Consider the following 22,310-nt stretch of genomic DNA (forward strand, 5'->3'; position numbering starts at 1 on the left):
GGCTTTTGTCGCGGTGAAACATGCGCTTATTTCCGGCATGAGGAAGATGTCGTGACGTTCTGTAAAAAATAGGAAAGGTTCTTTACAGAACATGGTGACTTCTTAGCTGTGCTGCTACCCTCTCGCATCTGTTACAGGGGGTGAAAGTGGAGGTGGTTGGTTGAATTCTCTCTGGGTGTCAGGGTTTATAGCCAGCCGGATCGTTTGAACATGATGAACAGGACTATGCAGGTAGATGCGATCGCTGCGAGTGTTACGTAATAGCCGTACTGCCAGTGCAGTTCGGGCATGTTGTCGTAATTCATGCCGTAGATACTTGAAATTAGGGTGGGGAGCACTGCTATTGCTGCCCATGCTGAAATCTTGCGCTGGTCCTCGTTTTGTTGCAGAGAGACTTGCGATAAATGTGCAGACAATAGGTCTGATAGCTGACTGTCGTAGCCGTCGACCTGTTCGGTTACTTGCAGCAGGTGATCTTCGACGTCTTTAAAAAACGGCTGTAACCGCTGGGTAAGTGTGATCCCAGTTGAGCCTCGGATAAGTCGATATAGCGGAATTACTAGGGGGGTGCTAGCGCGTTTGTATTCCAGTACTTCGCGTTTGAGTCGGTAAATGTCAGTGACGTCGGCTCGCCCATCGGAAGAAAACACGAGTTCTTCAATGTTATTAACGTCTTCGGCTAGCTCTGTATCAATTGTCATGTAGTTGTCCACTACTCGGTCAAGTACGCCGTGTACTACAGCCAAGGGGCCTAGAGACATTCGCTGAGGTAGTCGTTCCAATGCCGCTCGCACGCCGATGAGTTCGTTTACTTCTCCGTAACGCACGGTCAGAACAAAGTCTTTGCCGATGAACAGAATCAGTTGGCCAGTTTCCACGTCGCTGGTGGCATCGATGTAGCGCAGGGTGCGCAATACCAGGACCGTAACGTCGTCAAAAACATCGATCTTGGGTCGTTCTCGGGCGGTGAGTGCATCTTCGATGGCCAATGGGTGCAAGCCGAGTTCTTGTGCGATCGCGGAAAACTCTTCGACTGATGGGTCCTTCAGTCCGATCCACGCGAACTCGCTGTTTCCTGATTGTTCTTTGGCAGTGTCTTCGAAGGGTTCTTCGGGTTTATCGCTCGGTGTGGTGGTTCGGGTTCGTAGGCGCCGTAGCTCGGTGCTTGGGTCGTCGCAGTCGACTCGGTGTCCGCCGCGGTAATAAGCCTGGTTCACGATCACGAGCGTCATTCTGCCCGGCGCGGTTCTTCTCACCAGGCATGCCTGTGTTTGGAGGGCTATGGAAGGTAAGAACAGCGGGTGAGGGGCCTGCACTCGGTGTCTTCCGGTGTGTCAAGGACGCTGGCAGGTTGACGCACGAGTGCAGGCGCGCGGGTTCAGGGTTGGACGAGGATGCGGATGGGGTTGCCTTCACGGCTTTCGAGCATGTCTATGCCGCGTTTCACTTCGGTCAGCGGTACGACTGCAGAGATGGATTCGGACAAGTCGAGGCGTTTGTGTCGAAGCATTTCGGCGAGCATGGCTATGTCTTGCACTTTGTAGCCCAGGTGCCCAATGACCTGTTTGCGTCCCAGGGCGAAGTTGGTGATGTCGCCGAGGTTGAGATCTTGTCCGCTCAGTCCCACGACGACCAGTTTTCCGCCTGTGTCGAGTGCTTGGGCAGCTTGGGTGCAGGTTGCGGTGATGCCGACGGCATCGAAAGCCACGTCGATCATGCGGCCATAGGTGGCTTCTTCGATTTTGTCGATGAGGTGCGGGTCATCTGCGCGGAAGGTGTAGTCGGCGCCGAGGCGGCGGGCGCGTGCGAGGGCGGCGTCATCGAGGTCCACTGCGATGAGGGGGGTGCCTCCGGCGAGTTTGGCTAGTTGTAGTAGGTGGGTTCCTACTCCGCCAAGTCCCCAGATGCCCACGGCGTTGCCGAGGTGCACTTGGCCGCTTCGCATGACAGCGGCGAAAGGTGTGGAGACGGCGTCGGCGAGGATGGCAGCTTGATCCATGGGGACGCCTTCAGGGACGCGGGTGAGGCCGATGGCGTTGACGATGACGTATTCGGCCCATCCGCCGTCGAAGTCGAATGCCATGAGCTGTATGGCGAGGCAATTGAGAAAATCGCCGCGGCGGCATTTGCGGCAGGTTAGGCAAGCTCGGCCTGCGGAGGGAATGACAGGGTCGCCAATTGACCAGCCAGTGACACCTGGTCCGAGGGCGTCGATGTAGCCGCTGACTTCGTGGCCTTGGGTGACGATGGGGGTGCGGACGGGGAAGTTGCCGTTGATGAGGGATAGGTCGGAGTGGCAGATGCCGCAGTAGGCGACTTTGAGGCGTACTTGACCGGGGCCGGGGGTGGGGATGGGGAGTTCTTCGATGGTGATGCTGCCAGTGTTGGCGTTGAATCGTTCAGCGAGCATGGTTCTGCCGTGTTTTGAGGTGGTGTCATGGTGGGTGGTTGCTGCTGTGGTGAATGTCATGGGGTCTCCTGGTGGGGTTCGCTGGGGGCTTTGGTGGAGCGGTCTGCAAGATTGGTCTCCGCTGTATGGTTCGAATCTTTCTGTGCGGCAACAAATTCAGTTGAATTTGAGTTTATTTACCAGCTTTGGCGGCAGTGATGTTTTTCCTTAATTAACAGCTCCAAGGCACCGGGAAACCTCTTTGGTAGCAACCTCGGGCGTGCCTGGGGCTAAAAGGGCCTCACGAGGCCTGGCGGCGAGTAGCGTGGCGCAACGAGCAAGCCTTGACGAGACGCCCGTCACAGTGTGGTGGTGGGGGGGCTTGGTATGACGAGGAGGTCTGCATGGGTTACGCAACCACCAATCCGTACACCGGTGAAGTCCTGAAGAAGTTCGATACTGCCAGCGAGGCCGAGGTGGAGGCAGCCGTAACAAAGGCTGACAAGGCGTTCCAGGTCTGGCGGAAGAAAAGCATTGAGGAGCGCGGAAAGGTACTGACTAAGGCTGCCGCGATCTTGCGTGAGAACCGTCGCGAGTTCGCCCAGACTCTTACGCTAGAGATGGGCAAGCTGATCGCTGAAGCCGAGGCCGAGATTGATGTGTGCATCGGCATGCTGGAGTACTACGTGCAGTTTGGTGCTGAACAGCTGGCGCCACGGTTCTTGTCGGCAAAGGGTTTTGGGGACCAGGATGTCATGCTGGTCAACGAACCGCTGGGTGTTTTGTATGCGGTGGAGCCGTGGAACTTCCCGTACTACCAAGTGGTCAGGATCGCTGCGCCACAGTTCACGGCAGGTAACTCGATCGTGCTGAAGCATGCTTCGAATGTTCCGCAGTCAGCGTTGAAGATGGAGAAGCTATTCGCTGACGCTGGGGTTCCTGAGGGGCTTTTGGTGAATGTGTTCGCCTCGCATGAGGCGGCTGAGCAGATCCTTTCGGACCCGCGGGTGCGTGGTGTGGCCCTGACTGGTTCGGAGGGCGCTGGGGCGGCGGTGGCAGCGATTGCCGCTAAACATCTTAAAAAGTCCACGCTTGAGTTGGGTGGGGCGGACGCCTACATCGTGTTGGAAGACGCTGAAATTGATAAAGCGGTGAAGTGGGCAGTATTTGGGCGGCACTGGAACGCTGGTCAGGTGTGCTGTTCGGCTAAGCGTCTCATCGTGATGGACAGCGTGTATGAGGAGTTCCTCGCCAAATACAAGGAGGGTGTCAAAGCCCTAGTGGCAGGTGACCCGATGGACCCGAATACTTCACTGGCGCCGTTGATGTCCCAGGCAGCTGTTGATGATTTGGCCCAGATGGTTGAACAGGCTCGCCTGGAGGGCGTGACGGTTGAGGAGATTGGTGAGAAGGTGCCTGAGCAGGGGGCGTTCTTCCAGCCGACGATTCTCACTGAGATTGAGGTTGGTTCTAAGACCAGCATGCGGGAGTTCTTCGGCCCGGTGTCGCAGATCTATCGCGCGAAAGACGAAGATGATGCTGTACGTATCGCGAACTCTTCACCGTTTGGGCTGGGTGGTTCAGTGATTACGCAAGACATTGCACGTGCCCAGAAGATCGCGCGTCGCTTGGACACTGGCATGGTGTACATCAACCAGCCCACGGGTGCTAAGCCGGATATTCCCTTCGGTGGGACGAAGCGTTCTGGTTACGGGCGTGAGCTGACCGAGTTGGGTCTGCATGAGTTTGTTAACCAGAAGGTCGTGGTGGTTACCGATATTGATGGCAGTTTCTAAAACTTTGCCTTAGGTAACTGGTCTTTGGTGTGTGCCTGCCCGGGCGTGGTGCTGGGGGCAGGCACACATGGTGTTGTCGCGGGTTTATTTGGCTGGCGTGATCTCTTCTTCGATGACCCATTTGTGGTTGGTGAATTTTGTGCCGTCCGGGCCTTGGTAGTCGACCATGTAAACGGTGGTGTTTTTGGCTTCATCGACGGAGCCTTTGGCTCCCTTCATGCCAGGCAAGTGCTCGGTGTTGATGGTGATTGATGTGCCTTTGGCCAGTGGCGCTGCGCCGGGGTTTTTGAGTTCTTCATGGACGACCCACTTGTGTTCGTGGATGGGGGTGCGCCCGTTGGAGGGAGTGAAGTCAACTTCGTAGGCGGTGGTTTTGTAGGCGCCTTTAATCGTTGCGGTTGCTCCTTTCATGCTGGGTAGGTGATCGGCGTTGAGTTTGACGGTGTCGCCGACTTTGTAGCGGGCGCTTGAGGCGGTGGCGATGCCGGAGGGAGCGGGGCCGCCGTTGGTGGGGTAGGCATGCGAGCTGGGCATGGTCTGTGTAGAGGAGGGCGGAGCAACTTGGGTGGATGGTTTTGGTGAGCCGGCTGGGTTTTGTGGGATGCGTCCGGAGGAGGAGTTGTTTCCTTGGCAGGCTGCCAGGGCGCTGAAAGAGAGGGTGAGCGCGAAGGCTGCGGCGATTGCCCGTGCATTCATGCGTGCTGTCCTTCCTAGGACTCTTCAAACAAAGAAGTAGGGGAGTTAGGTGAGAAGGGGGTGTTCTCTGGGGTACGACACGGCATCAGTGGCGTGAACGTGTGGTCAACGCGGAGGGAAGAAAAGACGCTCACACATTGGCACAGTGATTTTGAAACGAGCTGTGGAGTTAAGAGAGAAAGATTCCACATAGAAGAATAGTCGTGGTGGTTACGTGTACGGATCGGTGTCAAGGTGCACCACGAGTGATGCCGCCACCCCGAGTGTGTATACGAAAGAGCTGAGAAGGGTGCTCGTCAGAAGAGTTACCCCAATTGAGGTTAAGCCGAGAAAAACAAGAACTGACCAGGTCAACCCGGCCGTGAAAAACACCGGAAAAATGCGCTCGCTCTCAGGCTGAGTCTGGGTTGCTTGCCTCATCGGAACCTCCTTGTCCCGTCGTGATGCTGAGCCGTTCAGCCTTTGGGAGCAGTGTCAGCTGATGCGGTTGCCTGGGTCGGTACTGGAGCCGGTCCAGGCGCGGGAGGCTGTTTTTTGATGGGGTTAGTGATTTTGTCTGCGCCAGCATTAGGGGCTTTGGGTGCATCAGGAGCTTTGCCTGGCTCAGGTGCCTTACCAGGAGCGGCAGCGGGTGGCTTGCCCGGGGCCGGGGGGGCTGGTGGAGCAGGAGTGGCTGCTGGTTTGGGGCCGGGATATTTATCGAGGTTGAGGGTTTCGCTGTGTGGTTGCACACCAGGGGGTTGCCACGTCAGTTTCAGTTTGAGGGTTTCGTTCATTGGGTAGGCCTCTTTCCAGGAGAGGCTTTGTCCCGGTTCAATCGCGGTGGTTGGGCTACCAATGCCGTTGGCGCTGTCGGCAACTGTTCCTGTTTCTCCGTTCGGATCAGTCGCGGTGCGGAAATACATGGTTTCTAGCGGCTTGTCGCTCGTATTCGTCAGGGTGTAGTCCACGGAGACGAACTGTTTACTTCCTTTGGGGTAGGAAGCCATTCCTGAAGGGGTGAAAGCTGCAGGCTGCGAAAGAGTGACGTCGATCCCGTTCCACGTGGCTTTTTGCCCGAACGCTGCGGGGGTGTTTTTGGTGGGCTCTCCAACAGGAGCTTTATCTGCATTGTTCGCTGGGGGAGGCGAAGCCGCTGTTTGCGGTCGTGCAGGCGCGATCCCAGCACACGCTGTCGCGCTAAAGATGAGCACAAGAGCGGCAGCACCGGAGCACAGAGCACGGGATCGCATACGGCCCATGCTAGGCACGGTTCTTCGCAGTTGTCTGATCACGCCACGCGATCGTGGAACAGATATCAGTGGCTGTCCATCGTTATTTAGTGGGCATTTTGGTTGGCCAACGCATGCCTCGACTGCAGGGCGGTCTACCGCGTGAAGCAGTCAGTGCTGTACCCACTGAATTTCTTTTTGTTTTCCTGGGAACGGAATGGGATGCTCGGACGTCCTGAATACAGGGGTCTCCTGCCCAGCGTGTATCGCAGGACTAGGTGGACGGAGACCCGCGCCGAATGTGAACGCATGCCCACGGCAAGTTAGGAATGATCCTGCCGCGCATGCGAATCGCCACCGAATCCGCCGCTGCGGGTGTGGTAGTGCCAATATGTGTGCTTGCGCGTGCCCGCTGTCCGCGGCCACGGCATGGTGTGAAGGAGGACGGGGTGCGTGTACTCGTCGTCGAAGACGACCTGGCTATGGCAGGTCTCATCTCGACAGCGTTGACCGACCAAGGATTTGCGGTCGATATGGAGCATGAAGGGCACGCCGGTTTAGCCGCCGCGTCCGGTACGGGGTATGACGTTGTCATCCTCGACATCATGCTGCCCGGGCTGTCTGGCTATCGGATCGTTGAGAAGCTGCGTGAACGGGGAAATTGGACCCCGGTGTTGATGCTTACCGCTAAGGATGGTCCCTATGACGAGGCGGATGCCTTCGATTTAGGTGCTGACGACTACCTCACCAAACCATTTGACGTGGTTGTGCTGCTGGCTCGTTTGCGTGCACTTGTTCGGCGAGGCGCTCCTGCTCGTCCGGCCACGCTCATGCTTGGTGACCTTTCCTTGGACCCCTCGACGCACCGTGTTTACCGCGGCGATAAAGAGGTTCGGCTCACCGCCAAAGAGTTCGCAGTCCTGGAATTCTTTATGCGCCACCCAGGACAACTCCTCACCAAAAAGCAGATTCTCGAAGGTGTGTGGGATGCGGAGTTCACTGGCGACGTGAACATCGTTGAGGTGTACGTCGGCTACCTGCGCAAGAAACTCGACACCGCCTTTGGGCGTGCATCTTTCGAGACCATTCGCGGCGCCGGCTATCGACTCGTCAACGACCTCGTCTGAGACGAATTCTTCTTACGTCTGCAACGGAATCCGGAGAGTGAATCTGGCTCCTCCTAGCGAAGGCGAGGAGTCCACTTTCACTGTGCCCGAATGAGCTCGGATTATTTCCGAGACGATTGGCAACCCTAGCCCTGAGCCCCCAGCGTCTCGATGCCGTGCCTCATCCAATCGCACAAACCGGTCGAATATTCGTTCGCGTTCGCTTTCGGGCACCCCTTGGCCATCGTCTTCGACCGCCAATAGTGCCCACTGGCCATCAATGGAGGTTGAGATACGTACGCGAGATTTCGCGGCGCGAGTAGCGTTTGTGGACAGGTTGCGCACTGCCCGGGCCAAAGCGTCCTGGGCGCCAGTTACGCGCGCGGGAACCAAGTCATACACCACGTCCACTTTGCCAGCCGAACGCAGCGCCATCACTTCTCCGTAAGCCACATCGTCGAGGTCGACGTCCTCAAACTCCAGCTGCATGCCTCCGCGCTCATCGCTGCGCGAAAGAGTAAGAAGGTCATCGACCAGGTGCGCTAGCCGAGCTGACTCAGCTTCCATAATGGGAGCTAATTCGTTCCACCGTTGAGCGCTGCCAGCTGCTTGCCCCAGCTGGATCGAGGCTTGCAGGTTCGTCAGCGGTGAACGTAGTTCGTGGCTCGCGTCGGAAACGAATTGGCGTTGACGATCGCGGCCCTTCTCAAGGCGACTCAACATGTCGTTGAGTGTGTTTGCTAAGCGGGTTACTTCATCGTCATGAGGCGCTACCGGCAGCCGCGCAGTGAGGTTTTGGGCGCTAATTCGCTCGGCGGCTAGCCGCATCTCTTCAACAGGTTTCAAAGCCCGCCCCGTCGCTAGCCACACCACCACACCTGCACCGAGAAGCAGCATGGGAAGTACCGCCAAAGAGACCTCTGTGAACACCCGTACTGCCGCGACTTGACCAGCAAGAGGGATAGACAGCGAGATGCGGTAGATGTGCTTGCCGTGGCGCACATCGTGAGTTGAATACATCAACTGCATTTGCGGGCCCCACGGCAACATGTTTGTGCCTTCCAGCACAGGGCGTCGTGTGAAAGGCACCTGTGTGGGGGCAATCGGAGCTTGCGCTTGTGAGGGATGAGCGATCACGACCCGCCCTCGCTCATCGGTTACCCGCAGGGTCACTCGGTGCATGTCGGGGCCCAGCTGCTCGATATCTAGTGCATCTGGGCCACCGAGAACTAACTGAGCGGCGATGAGCTTGCTGTTTTCCAGCAGACGGCCACCGAACTCACGGTCCAGTGAGCGCTGCACCATCACACTGGCCAGCCCCAGTAGTGCTAGCAGTGGGATCACGAGAGCCAGCAAGAACGAAACAGTCAGGCGCGCTCGAACGCAATGCCACCCACTATTGCGGGCATCGTGGCTTGCATGGCCGATACATACTTCTTTTTCTTTCACGCCTTCACATCCCACCTCGCCGACAGGGCAAGCATCTCGATCAGGGCTGATCGTCATGTGCTGCGCGAGTAGCGTTCCCGCCGCGGCGGTTTTGCCGTTCTTTCTCTGTCCGAGCTGCTGTCCGGAACGACCCAATCATGATGAAAACGAAAATGCCCAGCGCCAGCCACAGCGAGTATTTAGCTAGTTCATCGAGCAATGCCACGGCAGGTTCGCCGATGTACCAGCCCATAGCGAAGTAGATCGACTGCACAACCGCGGCGAAGACCAAGTTCACGCTCAAGAACTTCTTCAATGAGGTGCCTGATGCACCCAATACGGCGTGAATAATTGCTGCCGGGATCGGGACGAAGGGAACGTAGGTCAAACCAATCGCCGGAATCATGTACCTGCGTGCCAAGGACTCCGCGCGAGCGGCACGTTTTTGTTGACGCTCTGTCTGGCCAGCCAATGCTGTGATGAACCAGTCACCCCACAATTTACCCGCCCACCAATAAATAGGCGTGAACTTCACCATACTGATCACACCAATCACCAAGGGAAGTGCAATCGCCAGGGGAGTGGGCATCCCGGCCTGCCCAGTCGATGCCAACGCGCCACACGCAACAAGCCCGGTGCGAGATCCAGTTAAGGCGACAATCACCAGCGGAGACCAGGTCAAAATCACTGGCCGTGCTGGCATCATGATCAACCCGAACACGGTGACACCAATGATCAGCCCCAAGCAGATCCGATCTGCTCGACCAAACTTTGTTCCCTGGGGCCACAAAGTCGTAGGTGTGTTTTCCATCTCTTCTGGCACAGAGTCCCGCGGCTTGTCAGACTCCTTGGGAGAGTGAGGGACAGAGAAATCTGGGCGCGTGAACATCGAGGTCATCGGTTCATAGGGCGCGCGCTCTGGCGGCTGCTGATCGGGCGTTGAACGGCTCACACTTAAGACGTTAGGGCACCGCAGCGTCATACAGTGAGTCGAGTGATCGTTCAATGGTGGGGCCTGATCCCTTTTGCCCTCATGTTGCTCAGCATTGCGGTGTTCCCTCTGGTGCCAGCCGCAGCACACATATGGGAAAACCCACGAAATCAACTAGTGCTGTCTTTGCTGCTCGGAATGCCAGTTGCGGTGTGGTTCATCCTGGCAGGTTCAGGGATGCAGGTACTTGCCACAGCTATCGAGTACATCCAGTTCATCATGCTGTTACTGGCGTTATTCGTGGTCTCTGGCGGGATCTACCTACGCGGTGATCTTGCCGCCAGACCAGCAACCAACACCGCTTTCCTGGCTGTCGGCGGTTTGCTCGCCAGCTTCATCGGCACCACCGGAGCTGCGATGCTGCTCATCCGCCCTATCCTCAACACCAACCGTGAACGGCGATTTCGTGCACACACAGTGGTATTCACCATTCTTGTGGTGGCTAACTGTGGCGGTGTGCTCACCCCACTGGGCGACCCACCACTATTCCTTGGATTCCTGCGGGGAGTGCCATTCACCTGGACATTCCATCTGATCGTGGAATGGCTATTCGTCAACGCGATGCTGCTAGGAACCTACTTCTTACTAGACCGTCGCTTGCACCACCGTGAATCCGCTGCCGACCTAGCCCGCGACGAAACAGAGAAAACACCACTACGCATCGACGGCGCCGTGAACTTCGCATGGTTTGCCTTAGTGATCGTGGCAGTGGCAGCGGCACCGTCAGTAGACATCCACGCAATCGAAGCTGGACACGCAGAACCACTACAGTGGCTGCCGTTACGTGAACTGATTTTCGCAGTCGCTGCACTCGCCTCACTGCGCACCACCAGCCGTGAAACCAGATACGAACAGAACAGCTTCTCCTGGAGCCCTATAGCCGAAGTTGCGGCCTTATTCATAGGGATCTTCCTGACAATGATGCCTGCCCTGCGCTACCTGGAAGCAGTGGCGCCGAAACTACCGCTAAACGAAGTGACATTCTTCGTTTTCTCCGGTGGGCTCTCCTCTGTATTGGACAACGCCCCCACATATGCCACGTTCTTCAGCATGGCTGCACAACTGCCAGGAGACCTGCGAATCGCAGGAGTACCCGAGCCATACCTCGTGGCGATCAGCCTCGGATCAGTGTTTTGCGGTGCGATCACATACATCGGAAACGGACCAAACTTCATGGTGAAGTCAGTTGCCGAATCACGGCAGGTGTGCATGCCTTCCTTCGGAGGCTACATGGTGTGGACAATTCGCTACCTAGTTCCGGTGCTAGCCGCCATGGTGATGATTTTCGTAGTTGGCGGCCCCCTATGGTCCACAGCCGGGGTAGCAATAGCCGCACTTTCTATAGGCATGACCGCTGCTGGGGTAGGCACGCCAGCTCTTGACGGAGACAAAGCAGACTCACACGCAGAAAACTGACTGCTGCCACCGAGAAGAAAAAGCGATCTAGAGAGTGTGACGGATGCGAGGACGGCGCGCAGCGTGACGTAGCGCGCTGCGCGCACGAGAGTCATCAACGAAAGCCTGGAAGCGCACACGGCGCGCAGGAATCTGACTAGGACGAGTTACTCCAGAAGGAGGCTCACTGAGGACCTCCAAATGACCCCCTTCAAGACTGGTCACCACAATGACGACTTCGTCTTCGGTGAACCCATCTCCGGTGCTGCGAATGGTGGCGGTGAAAGGGCGCTCGCGGATGGATCGCTGGTACATGATCCAGCGGGAGTGGTGAGGGTCCTCACGAAGGGCGCCGTCGTCGGTGCAGGGGGCTCCGATTTCGGCAGCGCAGATGCGGCACGGTACGCGTTGTGCGAGATCGTGCGGACTCAAGAAAAGATGACCGCTGGTGCTGGCCGGCATTCGTATTCCTCTTCCCGGATGTTCCGAAGACGACGTAAGGTCGACGTCTTCGCCCCCGAAGCTGTGTGAAACCCGTATGGCGGGTCACATATATCTGTATACACGACCAATTGAGTTGTGTTGGGCGACAGATGCTCTGGATTGAGTCAAATAGACGCAAACTGTGGTAATGAGGCCCCTCCTTAGGGGTGGAAAATATGCGCTACGCGTTCATGCGCAAACAATCACCACGCCGCATCGGCAGTTGCCGCGCGCAGATGCTGAAAACAAAAACCGCGTCACTAGAACAACTAGTTCTAGTGACGCGGCAAGAAGGAACAGGCTTGAGTAGCCTCTACATCACCACGGCTTGTCGTTCGCGGTTGCCATCCGGTGCGTCTGCGGGTGTGCAGCTACCCAGTCGTGGATGTTCTTCAACGACGCTTTGGAGTCGGGGTGCTCATAGAAGTGCGTGGCTTTGAAACCAGCGATCAAACCATCGACGTGTGCCTTACCTAGCAGATCCGAAACGATGTCCTTCTGCTTTCCGGTAACTGTCCAGCCGAACACTTTCCCGAGCTTGCCCTTGTCCCTGGCCTCGCTAGACAGGCGGAGCTGATCACAGGTTTTCTTTGCTGTTCCGGTGCATGAGCCGAAGCCAAGGCGCAGGTCGAAGAAGCCGTAGTCCGCGACTCGCTTGTTAACCGGTACGGGCTTCTTCGACTTGTTGTAGTCAGACAAAACCGTCTCAGTAGGTCCACTGGGCGCTACGGCTTCTTTGTCGTTTAAGTCGTGAGTGATGGTGTTCCAAGCCGAAGCACCAGCAGTCTTGTAGAACCCGTATAGGGCGCGCACGCCCTCTTTTTCGAAGGTGTTGCGGGCCAGGTCGCGCAAGTGGTCGATGGAGCACTTGGAGCCTGCTTCGCCGGACTTGCAGTAATCGGGGTTCTTGATGTCCAGCCAGATGAAAGAGATGTTGCTGCCTGCCTTTTTCTTGGCAGCGATGTGTTTGAACATCGTTTCGGCAGAGTCCCCTGCGCTCGTAGGGAGGCCGTCGTGGTCAGCAGACCATCCAGATTTACGGGCTGTCAGGTCAATCTCGATGGCGTTAGCCCCGAGCTTGACCGCATCATCGACGCCTTTAACGGTGAGCACGCGGTGAGCGATGGCGTACACCGGTCGCTGTGAGGCAGGGTTGCCAGGAGAGGTGGGCGCGGCGTGAACCGGGCTTGCGGCGAGGAAAGAGCCAGTGGCCAAAACGGCGGCAATAGATACTTTCATGGCGCGAGAAGACATGACGTCTGCACCTTTCTACAAGAATTCTGCGTATATACAAATTATTCGATCATGGTGATCGGCATAGTTTCACTATCGAAATGATTTCGATCAGAGAGCCCACGGCAGAAAAACGGGGGAAGGAAAACAGGCTGTTGGTACACCGAAACGACACTTCAAGCCCCACGAATCGGTGGATGCCAACTGTTGAGCTGAACATTAACACTCATTTCACTGTGCGGAATATGGGTTAATTCACTGCCCTTAAACACTTTTCAGCTAAGAGCGGTTTTCCAGCTATTTCCCAGCTGTATATGCAATCAACCAGAAGGAAAAACCCCGCTACCGGCCAATACTCTGCGGCGCATCCTGCGACCACAGCACCGCCACAAACTCCATATCGGTATGCGTTACCAATCTCCACCAGCCCCGCTGACCCAAAAAAGCATTCAACTCCCGCTGCACCGCAGCGCCCGAAAGATGGCTGTCCTCAGGACGCGGCGCCCAATGCACAGCCACGATATCGGTGCACGGGCCACACAACCGATCCAACATCTCCCACGTAGCAGCCCGCTCATCAGCATCTAAGTAATACAAAACCTCACTCAGCACCACCAGATCAGGCACCCGCCCACCTAACGCCGAAGGCACCTGCGGTAACCCAGAACGCTCCACCACACACACCGTCGAACAGGAATCAGCCTGTTGCACCTGCGCAGCAGTCAAAGCACACGCCCGCCCAGCAATATCGGTACACACCAAACGCTGCGCCCGCCCCATCAGCTCACGAGCCAGATGCCCCGTCCCACACGCCGCATCCCACACCAGCCCATACCGCTCCTGACGCAGCATTGCCAAAATCAGCTGCGTCCGACGCCGCTCATACCAACTCGTAGCCACATCCCACGGGTCAGGATCGTTCCGATAGACGTCCTCAAAATCCGGAGTGATCGTCACCTTCCTAGTGTGCCTCGAAAGCAGCCGCCACCTCCGCCTGCCTCACCTCACTCAAAGAACCATGCATCCAGCGCGGAGAACGATCCTTATCAACAAGCTGGGCACGAACACCCTCATGAAAATCAGGACAATCCGTAAACCACCTGGCCAACACCGCATCCCGCGCAAGAACCTCCTCTAGAGAGGACATCGCTGCAGCTTCACGAAGTGCACACAACGCAATATGCACCGCCAACGGAGAACGCGATTCGATCACATCCGCAGCAACACCGGCAGCCTCCACACCACTACTGCGCAGCGCCTGAACAATCGCTACCGGATCTGAACCCGCATAACAACGATCCACCCACTGACGACACTCCATCAACGCCGACGGCCCCGGATCATCCCCAACCACACCCGCTAGAGCACTACGACCATCACCCAAACGCTCTACCAGCGCATCCACCGCACCACCATCTACCGAAGTATCCACAAACACATCCGCCAACCCCACCGCGATCGCATCCGCAGCATCCATCACATGCCCCGTCAACGCCAGATGCGTCCCTAACTCCCCAGGCGCCGACGCCAACAACCGACTCGCCCCCACATCAGGGAAAAACCCGATCGTCAACTCCGGCATCGCCACCTTCGAGGAGGACGTCACCACCCGCACATCAGCAAAACCAGACAACCCCACACCACCACCCATCGTGACTCCATCCATCACCGCCACCACTGGCTTGGAATACGAAGCCACCAGCCCATCCAGCGCATACTCTTCCTGCCAAAAAGCCAATGCATCCAACCGGCTAGTACCGCCAGCCAAGGCCAATTCCCGCTGACGACGCACATCACCCCCAGCACAAAACCCCCGCTCACCCGCACCACGCAAAACCACCACCTCCACCCGATCATCGCTCTCCCATACCCGCAACATCCCCGTCACCAGGCGCACCATCTCCACATTCAACGCATTAATCGCCTGCGGCCGGTTCAGCGTCACCACTCCACACGCACCCTGCACTCGACCGAACACCGGCAACACATCGACGCCACCACTCACAGCGCACCTCCAACTCATACGAGGACAACAACCAACCCGGGCCACGCACATCAGCTGCACACCACCGCGCCATGCACCTCAGCAACGCTGTTCTGTCACCCAGAAACTCGTAGGCTTCAACCAAGTATCGCGGGCAGGCAGCACAACACGCCCACCCAGCCCCCAGAATGCCCCCACTCGAAGGGACACGCAGTGAGCTCCCTCACACGATTCAGCCTCAAAAACCGTGCACTCATTGCGCTCATCACCCTCTTTGTATTCCTCGGCGGCATCTTCGCCTCAGGGGCACTGCGCCGCGAGCTCATTCCCTCTCTCGAGTTGCCCGTTGTTGCTGTCCTAACCCCCGTCTCTGGCAGCAGCTCCAATGTCATCGAAGAACAAGTCAGCCGCCCCCTCGAAGCAGCCATCCTGGCCGTACCTAACATCAAAAAAGTCCAATCAACCTCCGGCGACAACACCTCCAACATCCTGGTCACCCTCGAATACGGCACCAACCTGCCCGACACCCAAGCCCGCATTCAACGAGCCGTCCTCGGCGTGCCCAACCTGCCCGAAGGCAGCACCCCCACCGTCATTACTGGCAGCATCGCTGACTTCCCCATCATGCAACTCTCGGCCTCCGGAGCCCTCCAGTCAGATGCCCTCGCCCAACGCCTCCGTGACCACGTCATCCCCACCCTCGAAGACATCCCCGGAGTCCGATCAGTCACCATCAGCGGTATCGGTGTCCAAAACGTCAGCATCTCCCTGAACAAAAACAAGATGAAAGACGCCGGACTGACCACCGCATCAGTCACCGCCGCCCTCCAAGCCAGCGGCGTCACCATCCCCGGCGGCAGCATCACCCAAGGCGCAACCGAACTTAACGTGCAGGTCGGCCGCAAAATCACCAGCCTCGATCAACTGCGCGAACTGCCGGTCTCTGATGTCACCGGAGCAGGAGCACTCACCGGCGCAATGCCTATCCCCGGACGAGGCGGTGGGGGAGCGGCAGCACCCATCCCCGCGGCACCCACCAACACCAGTACCCCCACACCCGAACCCACCAACACCACCGCCCCCAGTACCCCTGCCCCCACTAGCACTGCACCGCAACCAACCCCCACCGCCCCACCAACTGGACTACCTACAGCACTGCCCACCGGGTTCCCCACCACCTTGCCCCCGGGATACCCCACAGCCTTACCCACCCTGCCTGGCGGATTCCCATCCATCCCTGGCGGCCTGCCATCCATCCCCGGTAAATTCCCCCCAATCCCCGGCGGCATACCCCGCCTACCTGGCGGATTCCCATCCATCCCCGGCGGATTCCCCGCCAAACCAACACCAACTGCCCCCACCGTCACCCAACTCGGCGACATCGCCACCATCGCCTTCACCCCCAGCGACAACATCAGCATCGCCCGCACCAACGGCAAACCCAGCATCGCCCTCTCCGTCGTCAAAAAACCCGATGCCTCCACCGTCGACATCTCCCACGCCATCACCGAAAAACTGCCCCAACTCAGCACCCGCATTCCCAACGGCAGCATGAACGTCGTCTTCGACCAAGCCCCCTACATCGAACAATCCATCGACGATCTCCTCCACGAAGGGCTCCTCGGACTGGGCATGGCCGTCCTAGTCGTCTTCACCTTCCTCCTATCCACCCGCCTCACCCTCGTCACCGCCGTCTCCATCCCCGCCTCGCTCATGGTCGCCATGATCGGCCTGAAAGCCAGCAACAACACCCTCAATATCCTCACCCTCGGCGCCCTAACCATCGCCATCGGACGCGTGGTCGATGACTCCATCGTCGTCGTCGAAAACATCGCCCGAAAACTCGACCTCGGCCTACCCCGCATCGAAGCGATCACCACTGCCGTACGCGAAGTTGCCGGCGCCGTCACCGCCTCCACCATCGTCACCGTCGCCGTGTTCCTCCCCATCGGTGTCGTCGGCGGACAAGCAGGCGAACTCTTCCGCCCCTTCGCCATCACCGTGGGCATCGCCATGCTCGCCTCACTCCTGGTCTCCCTGACGATCGTGCCCGTCTTGGCCTACTGGTTCGTTCGCCCCACCAACGCACCCCGACGCCGCTGGCTCACCGGCAGCCGCACCACACCCGCCACCTCCACCGAAGCGCACAACCACGAAAACGGCTGGATGGAACGCCTCTACATCCCCACCCTCCACCTAGCCCTACGCCGCCCCATCATCACCATGCTCATCGCCCTATTCGCCCTGGTTACCGCCGGAATAGGAGCCACCGGACTGAAAACACAATTCATCGGATCCGGCGCCCAAAACTCCATCCAAATCACCCAAACCATGCCCGCCGGATCCACCAACAAAGCCGTCAATACCGCCGCGACCACCGTCGAAAAAACCCTCACCAACACACCCGGGGTAAAAACCACCATGCTCACCATCGGCGGTTCTGGCCTACGCATGCTCGGCGGCAGCGCCCGCACCGCCCAACACGCAGTCACCCTCGAAGAAGGCACCGACTCCCAAACCCTGACCGCATCCCTCCGCGCCAAACTCGACACCCTCACCGACATCGGCGAAATCCGCATCGGCACCACCGGAGGACCCACCAACTCCCAAAACGTCGAAATCCACATCCAAGGCCCCGACGACGACACCCTCCACACCGCCTCCGAAGGACTCCTGAGCACTGTGCGCCACCTCGAAGGCGTCGCCCAAGCACACAGCGACCTCGGCGAACGTGTCCCCAGCCTCCACATCGACGTCAACCGCAGTAAAGCTCTAGCTAAAAGCGTCAATGAAGCCCAGATCGGCAAAGCCGTCGCAGACGCCGTCAAAGGCCGCACCATCGGCAAAATCGAAATAGGCGCCGCCGAACACGACCTCATCATCCGCGAAGGCACCGCCCCCACCGACCAGGCAGCCATAGCCAACCTCGTCATCGGAAAAGATCACAAAGGCAAAGACGTCCACGTCGAAGACGTCGCCGACCTCAAACGCGAAACAATCCCCGCATCCATCCACCGCATCGACGGCAACCGTGCCGTCGTCATCACCGTCACCCCCGCCGACAACGACCTCGGCGCACTCACAAACCGCATCCGCACCGCCCTGAACACCACCACCTTGCCCGCCGGAGCCACCGCCACCATCGGCGGCGCCGCCTCCGACCAAGCCGAAGCCTTCAACCAACTCGGGCTAGCCACCCTGGCAGCCATCGCCATTACCTACGTCGTTATGGTCGCCACCTTCGGTAGCCTCGCCCAACCATTCATGCTCCTCATCTCCATCCCCTTCGCCGGCATCGGCGCCGTTCTAGCCCTCCTGCTCACCGGAACCCCCCTAGGCGTACCCGCCTTTATCGGCATCCTCATGCTGGTAGGCATCGTTGTCACCAATGCCATCGTTCTCATCGATCGCGTTAACCAACACCGCAACGAGGCAATGCCCGTCCGCCAGGCCGTCATCGCCGGCGCCCGCAACCGACTACGCCCCATCATCATGACCGCGCTAGCGACCATCCTTGCCCTAGCGCCCATGGCCGCAAGCGTTACCGGCGGCGGTGCCTTTATCTCCCAACCCCTCGCCCTCGTCGTCATCGGAGGGCTACTCAGCTCCACCCTCTTAACCCTGGTTATCGTTCCCGTTCTTTACGTTCTGCTCGATGCACTCCTGACCCGACTCAACCGCCACCGCGAACCTGCCAACTAGACCGGACATTTCATCCGTGATCTGTTCAGTGAACGCCAGAAGTACCCCGTGAACTGCAAATAATCGATTCTCAGCGTTTAAGGGTTCTTTACGGTGTGAAGCAGACCGACGTAGACGGCCCGATCTGAGCGTGTACATCGTAGGAGGCGTTCATTCGCCGGATCGTTGACTCAGAGGTTTGTTGCCTCGGCGGGCACGTGATCCGGTACGGGCGCAGCCCCGAGCCCATCAGATGCTTCGACCGGCGGCATGCCCAGTGTGTATGCCGCCATAGAAAGCGCCCCGTAGGAGTAACCGTCAACGAGTACGGAGACGTCGATCTTCTCGGATCGCTCGGCAAGGCCCGCGAAATACATCAGAGGAATGAAGTGATCGGGTGTGGGCACTGCGCTCCCGTAGTCACGGTGATTACTCAACGAGACAATTTCACCGGGGCGGTCGAACAGCAGGCTCTTGGCTGCCTCGTCGAAACGATGCGCCCAGTCGAAACCGGAATTCGGTGCATCCCAGTCAATGGCCCGCAAGTTGTGGACGACATTGCCACTGGTCAGGATGAGCACACCACGGCTCCGCAAGCTAGCGAGCTTGGCACCGAGATCGACGTGATATTCGAGGGGTTTTCCGGCGTCGATGCTGAGTTGTACGACAGGAATCGAAGCGTCCGGGAACGCGTGAACAAGCACTGACCACGTTCCGTGGTCGATGCCCCAACTGTCTTCGTCTGCGCCGACCCATGTGGGCTTGGCAATCTCAGCTACCTCGTCAGCAAGATCGGGCAGACCGGGTGCTGGATAGTCGATATCAAAGAGCTCCTGCGGGAACCCGCAGAAGTCGTGGATTGTTCGAGGCTGGGGCATCGCGGTAACTGCGGTGGCGTTGATGTACCAGTGGGCACTCACGACCAGAACGGCTCGGGGGCGGGGGACGGAAGCACCGAACTTCCTCCACGCCTGCGTGTACCGGTTGCTCTCCAACGCGTTCATTGGGGAACCGTGCCCGACAAACGCTGCGGGCATGACCAGTGAGCTCATAGCGATCCCCTCTCGTCAGCGCGCCCATACCAAGGTAAGCGCACCTGATGTCGATGGCAGCTCGACTGTAACTCTGGTGTAGGTAAACAGGAACGAACGATGCATCGCTCGTTTACTGGGGTGTACAGCTGGTGGGCAGGTCAAGCACGGCTACCGGCAGCGACATCCCGGCACTGCTCGTACCCAACTGCAAGAATCACCCCCGCTTACACGGCATTGGCGACAGCTCCGCAGCCGCAGCGAGAAGCATCAGCCAGTACCACCCACAACACAAACACTAGAAAGCGATCCACCCAGCCACGCCCGGTAGGGTCACCACCATGGGTAAGGCAGCACGACGCGCACGTAAAGAAGCACAAGCCGCACGCCCCACCGTGGCCGCGGCACCCTTCATAGCACGCCCCTTTACGGGGCTGCCCGGCGAAAGCGACTGGGTGGCAATGCGCCAACTCCTACCCGCTGCCCTGGCCAGCATCACCCTGCGCGACTGCGAACCCATCCGCAGCGCCCTCGGACACGACCCCAGCGAAACCGACCTGAACATCACTATCACCACCCTCCTACCCGGAGCATGGCCCGCACTCCACCGCGACAACGGTGAACGCCTCATCGCCATCCAGTCCGTCGGAGCCAGTGGCGACGCATCCCGAGATATTGCCGCTGCGATCCTCGCAGCCCTGGCCGCCCCAGCTGGCGTGCCAGTAACACACATGCCCCCGGTCAACGCCGACACGCCCCGACTGCAAGACCTCATTGACCCCACGACCACCTTCGCAGCCGACCTACGCGCCGGATTCGACTACTGGGTACCTGATGTCAGCGCCCTGGACGCCCGCGCCAAAGCCGAACTTGAAGAAGCAAACGCATCCCTGGTCCCTACCACGCGTATGCCAGCAGATGCCTGCCCCAAGAACGCCATCGCCTACTGGGGGCTCATGGGCGATCGAGCCCTCATCCGCTTGATTCTCACCGACGAGGAAAACCGCGCCACCGACGCCCTCGCCCGCCTCCACGCGGCCAGCGTCGACACCCTCCAAGCAGAACAAGGAGCATCTACCCGACTCCTGGGCGCCTTCCGCGCCGACGGCGTGCTCATTCCCGTCTGGGATCTCGACCCCGCCCTGGGAGCAGAGGCATACGAAAAAGCACTCGCCGAATTCTCTGCTCGCTACACCGAAGCACTCGAATCTGATGCGCCGTTGACCCCCGAAGAACGACGTGCCCGATCTGGTTTGCTCAGCCGTCAGTTGACCTTGCGCTAAGCCCCGCAAACCTGAGCACAACATAAAAAACTCTGAACTTATCGACTCCACAAAGCAATGCTTCTGAGTCGATAAGTTCAGAGTTTCTGCTTTTCTCCACTCGGCTACTGCAAGCTCACTGTTGGGTTGCAGGATAAAAAGTAAGAAGCAGTATATAGGGCGGGCAGAGCGCTGCAAGTATCGATGAAATAATATCCGACTTCAGGGATCTTTTAATGCGATACCAGATTACATATGACGTGACGTATGTAGTCCAGGCTGCAGTATACAAGAATGCTATGCGTCCTAAAATCGTAAAGTCTAGACTGTCCAGAGCTAGTGCTAATAAGCACTAAGGATACCGTGAATATCCAACCTGATTGGGCTGTTTCTGTTTTTATTTCTATAATTCTTTTCTGCGCTGTAGGTATTCACCCTGACCTCCGGGATATTTCTTGAGTGAATACTACTTGAGCTCAGGTGGTCATTCGGTGCGCGAAAGGTTTGATGCTGATTTGTAATGAAATGTTTACTCGGGCAACTGTGTTCAGTATGTATATGTAGCCGGCGAAAAGCTCAACAGTTTTACCGAAGAACCGACACCCCTACGCGCGAACACGAACAACTAACGCCCCAGGCAAAGAACTCACATCAAGGGCCCGAGTAAGACCAATCGCGTCACCATCAAGCTGAATATGCTGCGGAGCCCGAAGACGCAACTGCATCGACTGAAACCGCGACGTATGCACCCGCTCACTACCAGCCCGACCCCGCGTCAGAACATGTGTCGCCACAGACAACCAGCCCGTCAACGACTTCGGGGTCAACACAAGCGCATCCAACAAGCCATCATCCGGCTCAGCAGGCAAAAGACTGATCCCGCCCTGCAACTCAGAAACATTCGCGAACAACACCGTCCGCACCTTCCGCGCAACAGCAGCGCCACTATCAGTCCACATCCTCACCTCAAATCGCTCCCCAAACAGGTGACGTAGACCAGACCACACATACGCCGCAGCACCAATCTGCGCCTTCAACTCCTCCGGTGCACCCGCGATCATCGACGCATCAAACCCCACCCCCGCCATGATGAGAAAAAACTCCTCCACCACCTGAGCCTGACCTTGCGTAGCCTGCTCATCACGCAGCAACTCCAACCGCACCTTGCCCACATCAATCTTGCGATCCACCCCCATCAACGCCACCTTCAACGCCTCCACCGGCGAATCCCACGGCACACCAAGATTACGAGCCAATAAATTCCCCGTACCCCCAGCCAACAACCCCAACGGCACCCCCGTGCCAACCAACGCAGACGCTACCGACCGCACCGTCCCATCCCCACCTAAGGCACACACCACCTCAACACCAGTCTCAACAGCGAACCGAGCCTGCCCACGCCCAGGATCCTCCACCGTCGTCTCCAACCACATCGGCTCACCCCACCCCCACTCCACCGCTGCCGATGTAAGCCGATCCCGCACTCGAACACCGCGATCACCAGGAAACTTCGACGGATTAATCACAACAGCGAAACGCGAACGGAAACTCTCCACACAACCCCCCTGAAACCTATCCAACGACTGATATGAGACGTCCATAAAATCGACGTTAACGCCCGCAC

Annotated in this window: 17 protein-coding genes; 5 read left to right on the forward strand and 12 right to left on the reverse strand. The window is 58.2% G+C overall.

Going from position 1 to position 22,310, the window contains the following annotated elements; translation table 11 throughout:
• Positions 1 to 185 precede the first annotated feature (185 nt).
• Together AC2T9U_RS01075 and AC2T9U_RS01080 are read right to left on the reverse strand one after the other, a co-directional pair.
• Positions 186 to 1,232, reverse strand: a complete 1,047-nt coding sequence (locus AC2T9U_RS01075) for a magnesium and cobalt transport protein CorA (protein WP_493696339.1) — start codon at positions 1,230 to 1,232, stop codon at positions 186 to 188.
• Positions 1,233 to 1,378: 146 nt separating this feature from the next.
• Positions 1,379 to 2,470 carry a zinc-binding dehydrogenase gene (locus AC2T9U_RS01080; RefSeq protein WP_493696340.1) on the reverse strand — a complete coding sequence of 364 codons (1,092 nt, stop codon included), beginning with the start codon at positions 2,468 to 2,470 and terminating at the stop codon, positions 1,379 to 1,381.
• A 323-nt stretch (positions 2,471 to 2,793) separates the two neighbouring features.
• On the opposite strand from AC2T9U_RS01080, the gene AC2T9U_RS01085 reads away from it, so the two are divergent.
• Positions 2,794 to 4,185: an NAD-dependent succinate-semialdehyde dehydrogenase gene (locus AC2T9U_RS01085; RefSeq protein WP_208304003.1), complete on the forward strand. Its 1,392-nt coding sequence runs from the start codon at positions 2,794 to 2,796 to the stop codon at positions 4,183 to 4,185.
• A gap of 84 nt (positions 4,186 to 4,269) precedes the next feature.
• Here AC2T9U_RS01085 and AC2T9U_RS01090 read toward each other — a convergent pair whose 3' ends face one another.
• Together AC2T9U_RS01090 and AC2T9U_RS01095 are read right to left on the reverse strand one after the other, a co-directional pair.
• The gene (locus AC2T9U_RS01090; protein WP_243888781.1) at positions 4,270 to 4,881 is read right to left on the reverse strand and encodes a YdhK family protein; all 612 of its coding nucleotides are present in this window, start codon (positions 4,879 to 4,881) and stop codon (positions 4,270 to 4,272) included.
• Between the two features lie 455 nt (positions 4,882 to 5,336).
• Positions 5,337 to 6,113, reverse strand: coding sequence for a hypothetical protein (locus AC2T9U_RS01095; RefSeq protein ID WP_493696341.1), 777 nt, complete (start codon positions 6,111 to 6,113; stop codon positions 5,337 to 5,339).
• Between the two features lie 428 nt (positions 6,114 to 6,541).
• On the opposite strand from AC2T9U_RS01095, the gene AC2T9U_RS01100 reads away from it, so the two are divergent.
• Positions 6,542 to 7,219: a response regulator transcription factor gene (locus tag AC2T9U_RS01100; RefSeq protein ID WP_028327394.1), complete on the forward strand. Its 678-nt coding sequence runs from the start codon at positions 6,542 to 6,544 to the stop codon at positions 7,217 to 7,219.
• A 12-nt stretch (positions 7,220 to 7,231) separates the two neighbouring features.
• On the opposite strand, the gene AC2T9U_RS01105 is transcribed toward AC2T9U_RS01100, so the two are convergent.
• Positions 7,232 to 8,704: a sensor histidine kinase gene (locus AC2T9U_RS01105; protein WP_493696342.1), complete on the reverse strand. Its 1,473-nt coding sequence runs from the start codon at positions 8,702 to 8,704 to the stop codon at positions 7,232 to 7,234.
• Positions 8,688 to 9,347, reverse strand: a complete 660-nt coding sequence (locus AC2T9U_RS01110; protein WP_493696343.1) for a DedA family protein — start codon at positions 9,345 to 9,347, stop codon at positions 8,688 to 8,690. Before AC2T9U_RS01110 ends, AC2T9U_RS01105 begins: the two co-directional genes overlap by 17 nt.
• A gap of 273 nt (positions 9,348 to 9,620) precedes the next feature.
• Here AC2T9U_RS01110 and AC2T9U_RS01115 point away from each other — a divergent pair, with 273 nt between their 5' ends.
• The gene (locus tag AC2T9U_RS01115; RefSeq protein ID WP_493696344.1) at positions 9,621 to 11,033 is read left to right on the forward strand and encodes a sodium:proton antiporter; all 1,413 of its coding nucleotides are present in this window, start codon (positions 9,621 to 9,623) and stop codon (positions 11,031 to 11,033) included.
• Between the two features lie 27 nt (positions 11,034 to 11,060).
• Here AC2T9U_RS01115 and AC2T9U_RS01120 read toward each other — a convergent pair whose 3' ends face one another.
• The 4 genes from AC2T9U_RS01120 to AC2T9U_RS01135 all read right to left on the reverse strand — a co-directional run bounded on the left by AC2T9U_RS01120 (position 11,061) and on the right by AC2T9U_RS01135 (position 14,733).
• Positions 11,061 to 11,474 carry a zinc finger domain-containing protein gene (locus AC2T9U_RS01120; RefSeq protein ID WP_147279252.1) on the reverse strand — a complete coding sequence of 138 codons (414 nt, stop codon included), beginning with the start codon at positions 11,472 to 11,474 and terminating at the stop codon, positions 11,061 to 11,063.
• 339 nt (positions 11,475 to 11,813) lie between these two features.
• Positions 11,814 to 12,749 carry a PI-PLC domain-containing protein gene (locus AC2T9U_RS01125; protein WP_493696345.1) on the reverse strand — a complete coding sequence of 312 codons (936 nt, stop codon included), beginning with the start codon at positions 12,747 to 12,749 and terminating at the stop codon, positions 11,814 to 11,816.
• Between the two features lie 321 nt (positions 12,750 to 13,070).
• The gene (locus AC2T9U_RS01130) at positions 13,071 to 13,685 is read right to left on the reverse strand and encodes an SAM-dependent methyltransferase (protein ID WP_493696346.1); all 615 of its coding nucleotides are present in this window, start codon (positions 13,683 to 13,685) and stop codon (positions 13,071 to 13,073) included.
• 4 nt (positions 13,686 to 13,689) lie between these two features.
• Positions 13,690 to 14,733, reverse strand: a complete 1,044-nt coding sequence (locus tag AC2T9U_RS01135; protein WP_258553245.1) for an enoyl-CoA hydratase/isomerase family protein — start codon at positions 14,731 to 14,733, stop codon at positions 13,690 to 13,692.
• Positions 14,734 to 14,925: 192 nt separating this feature from the next.
• Between AC2T9U_RS01135 and AC2T9U_RS01140 the strand changes: the two genes are divergently transcribed.
• Complete coding sequence (locus tag AC2T9U_RS01140) at positions 14,926 to 18,414, forward strand: efflux RND transporter permease subunit (RefSeq protein WP_493696347.1); 3,489 nt, start codon at positions 14,926 to 14,928, stop codon at positions 18,412 to 18,414.
• 170 nt (positions 18,415 to 18,584) lie between these two features.
• On the opposite strand, the gene ygiD is transcribed toward AC2T9U_RS01140, so the two are convergent.
• Positions 18,585 to 19,445, reverse strand: coding sequence for a 4,5-DOPA-extradiol-dioxygenase (gene ygiD, locus AC2T9U_RS01145; RefSeq protein WP_493696348.1), 861 nt, complete (start codon positions 19,443 to 19,445; stop codon positions 18,585 to 18,587).
• Positions 19,446 to 19,765: 320 nt separating this feature from the next.
• On the opposite strand from ygiD, the gene AC2T9U_RS01150 reads away from it, so the two are divergent.
• Positions 19,766 to 20,707: a DUF5926 family protein gene (locus AC2T9U_RS01150; RefSeq protein ID WP_493696349.1), complete on the forward strand. Its 942-nt coding sequence runs from the start codon at positions 19,766 to 19,768 to the stop codon at positions 20,705 to 20,707.
• A gap of 584 nt (positions 20,708 to 21,291) precedes the next feature.
• Here the strand turns inward: AC2T9U_RS01150 and AC2T9U_RS01155 are convergent.
• Positions 21,292 to 22,242, reverse strand: coding sequence for a diacylglycerol/lipid kinase family protein (locus AC2T9U_RS01155; protein WP_493696350.1), 951 nt, complete (start codon positions 22,240 to 22,242; stop codon positions 21,292 to 21,294).
• Positions 22,243 to 22,310 lie beyond the last annotated feature (68 nt).

It is taken from the genome of Dermatophilus sp. B7861-1, from assembly GCF_058996045.1.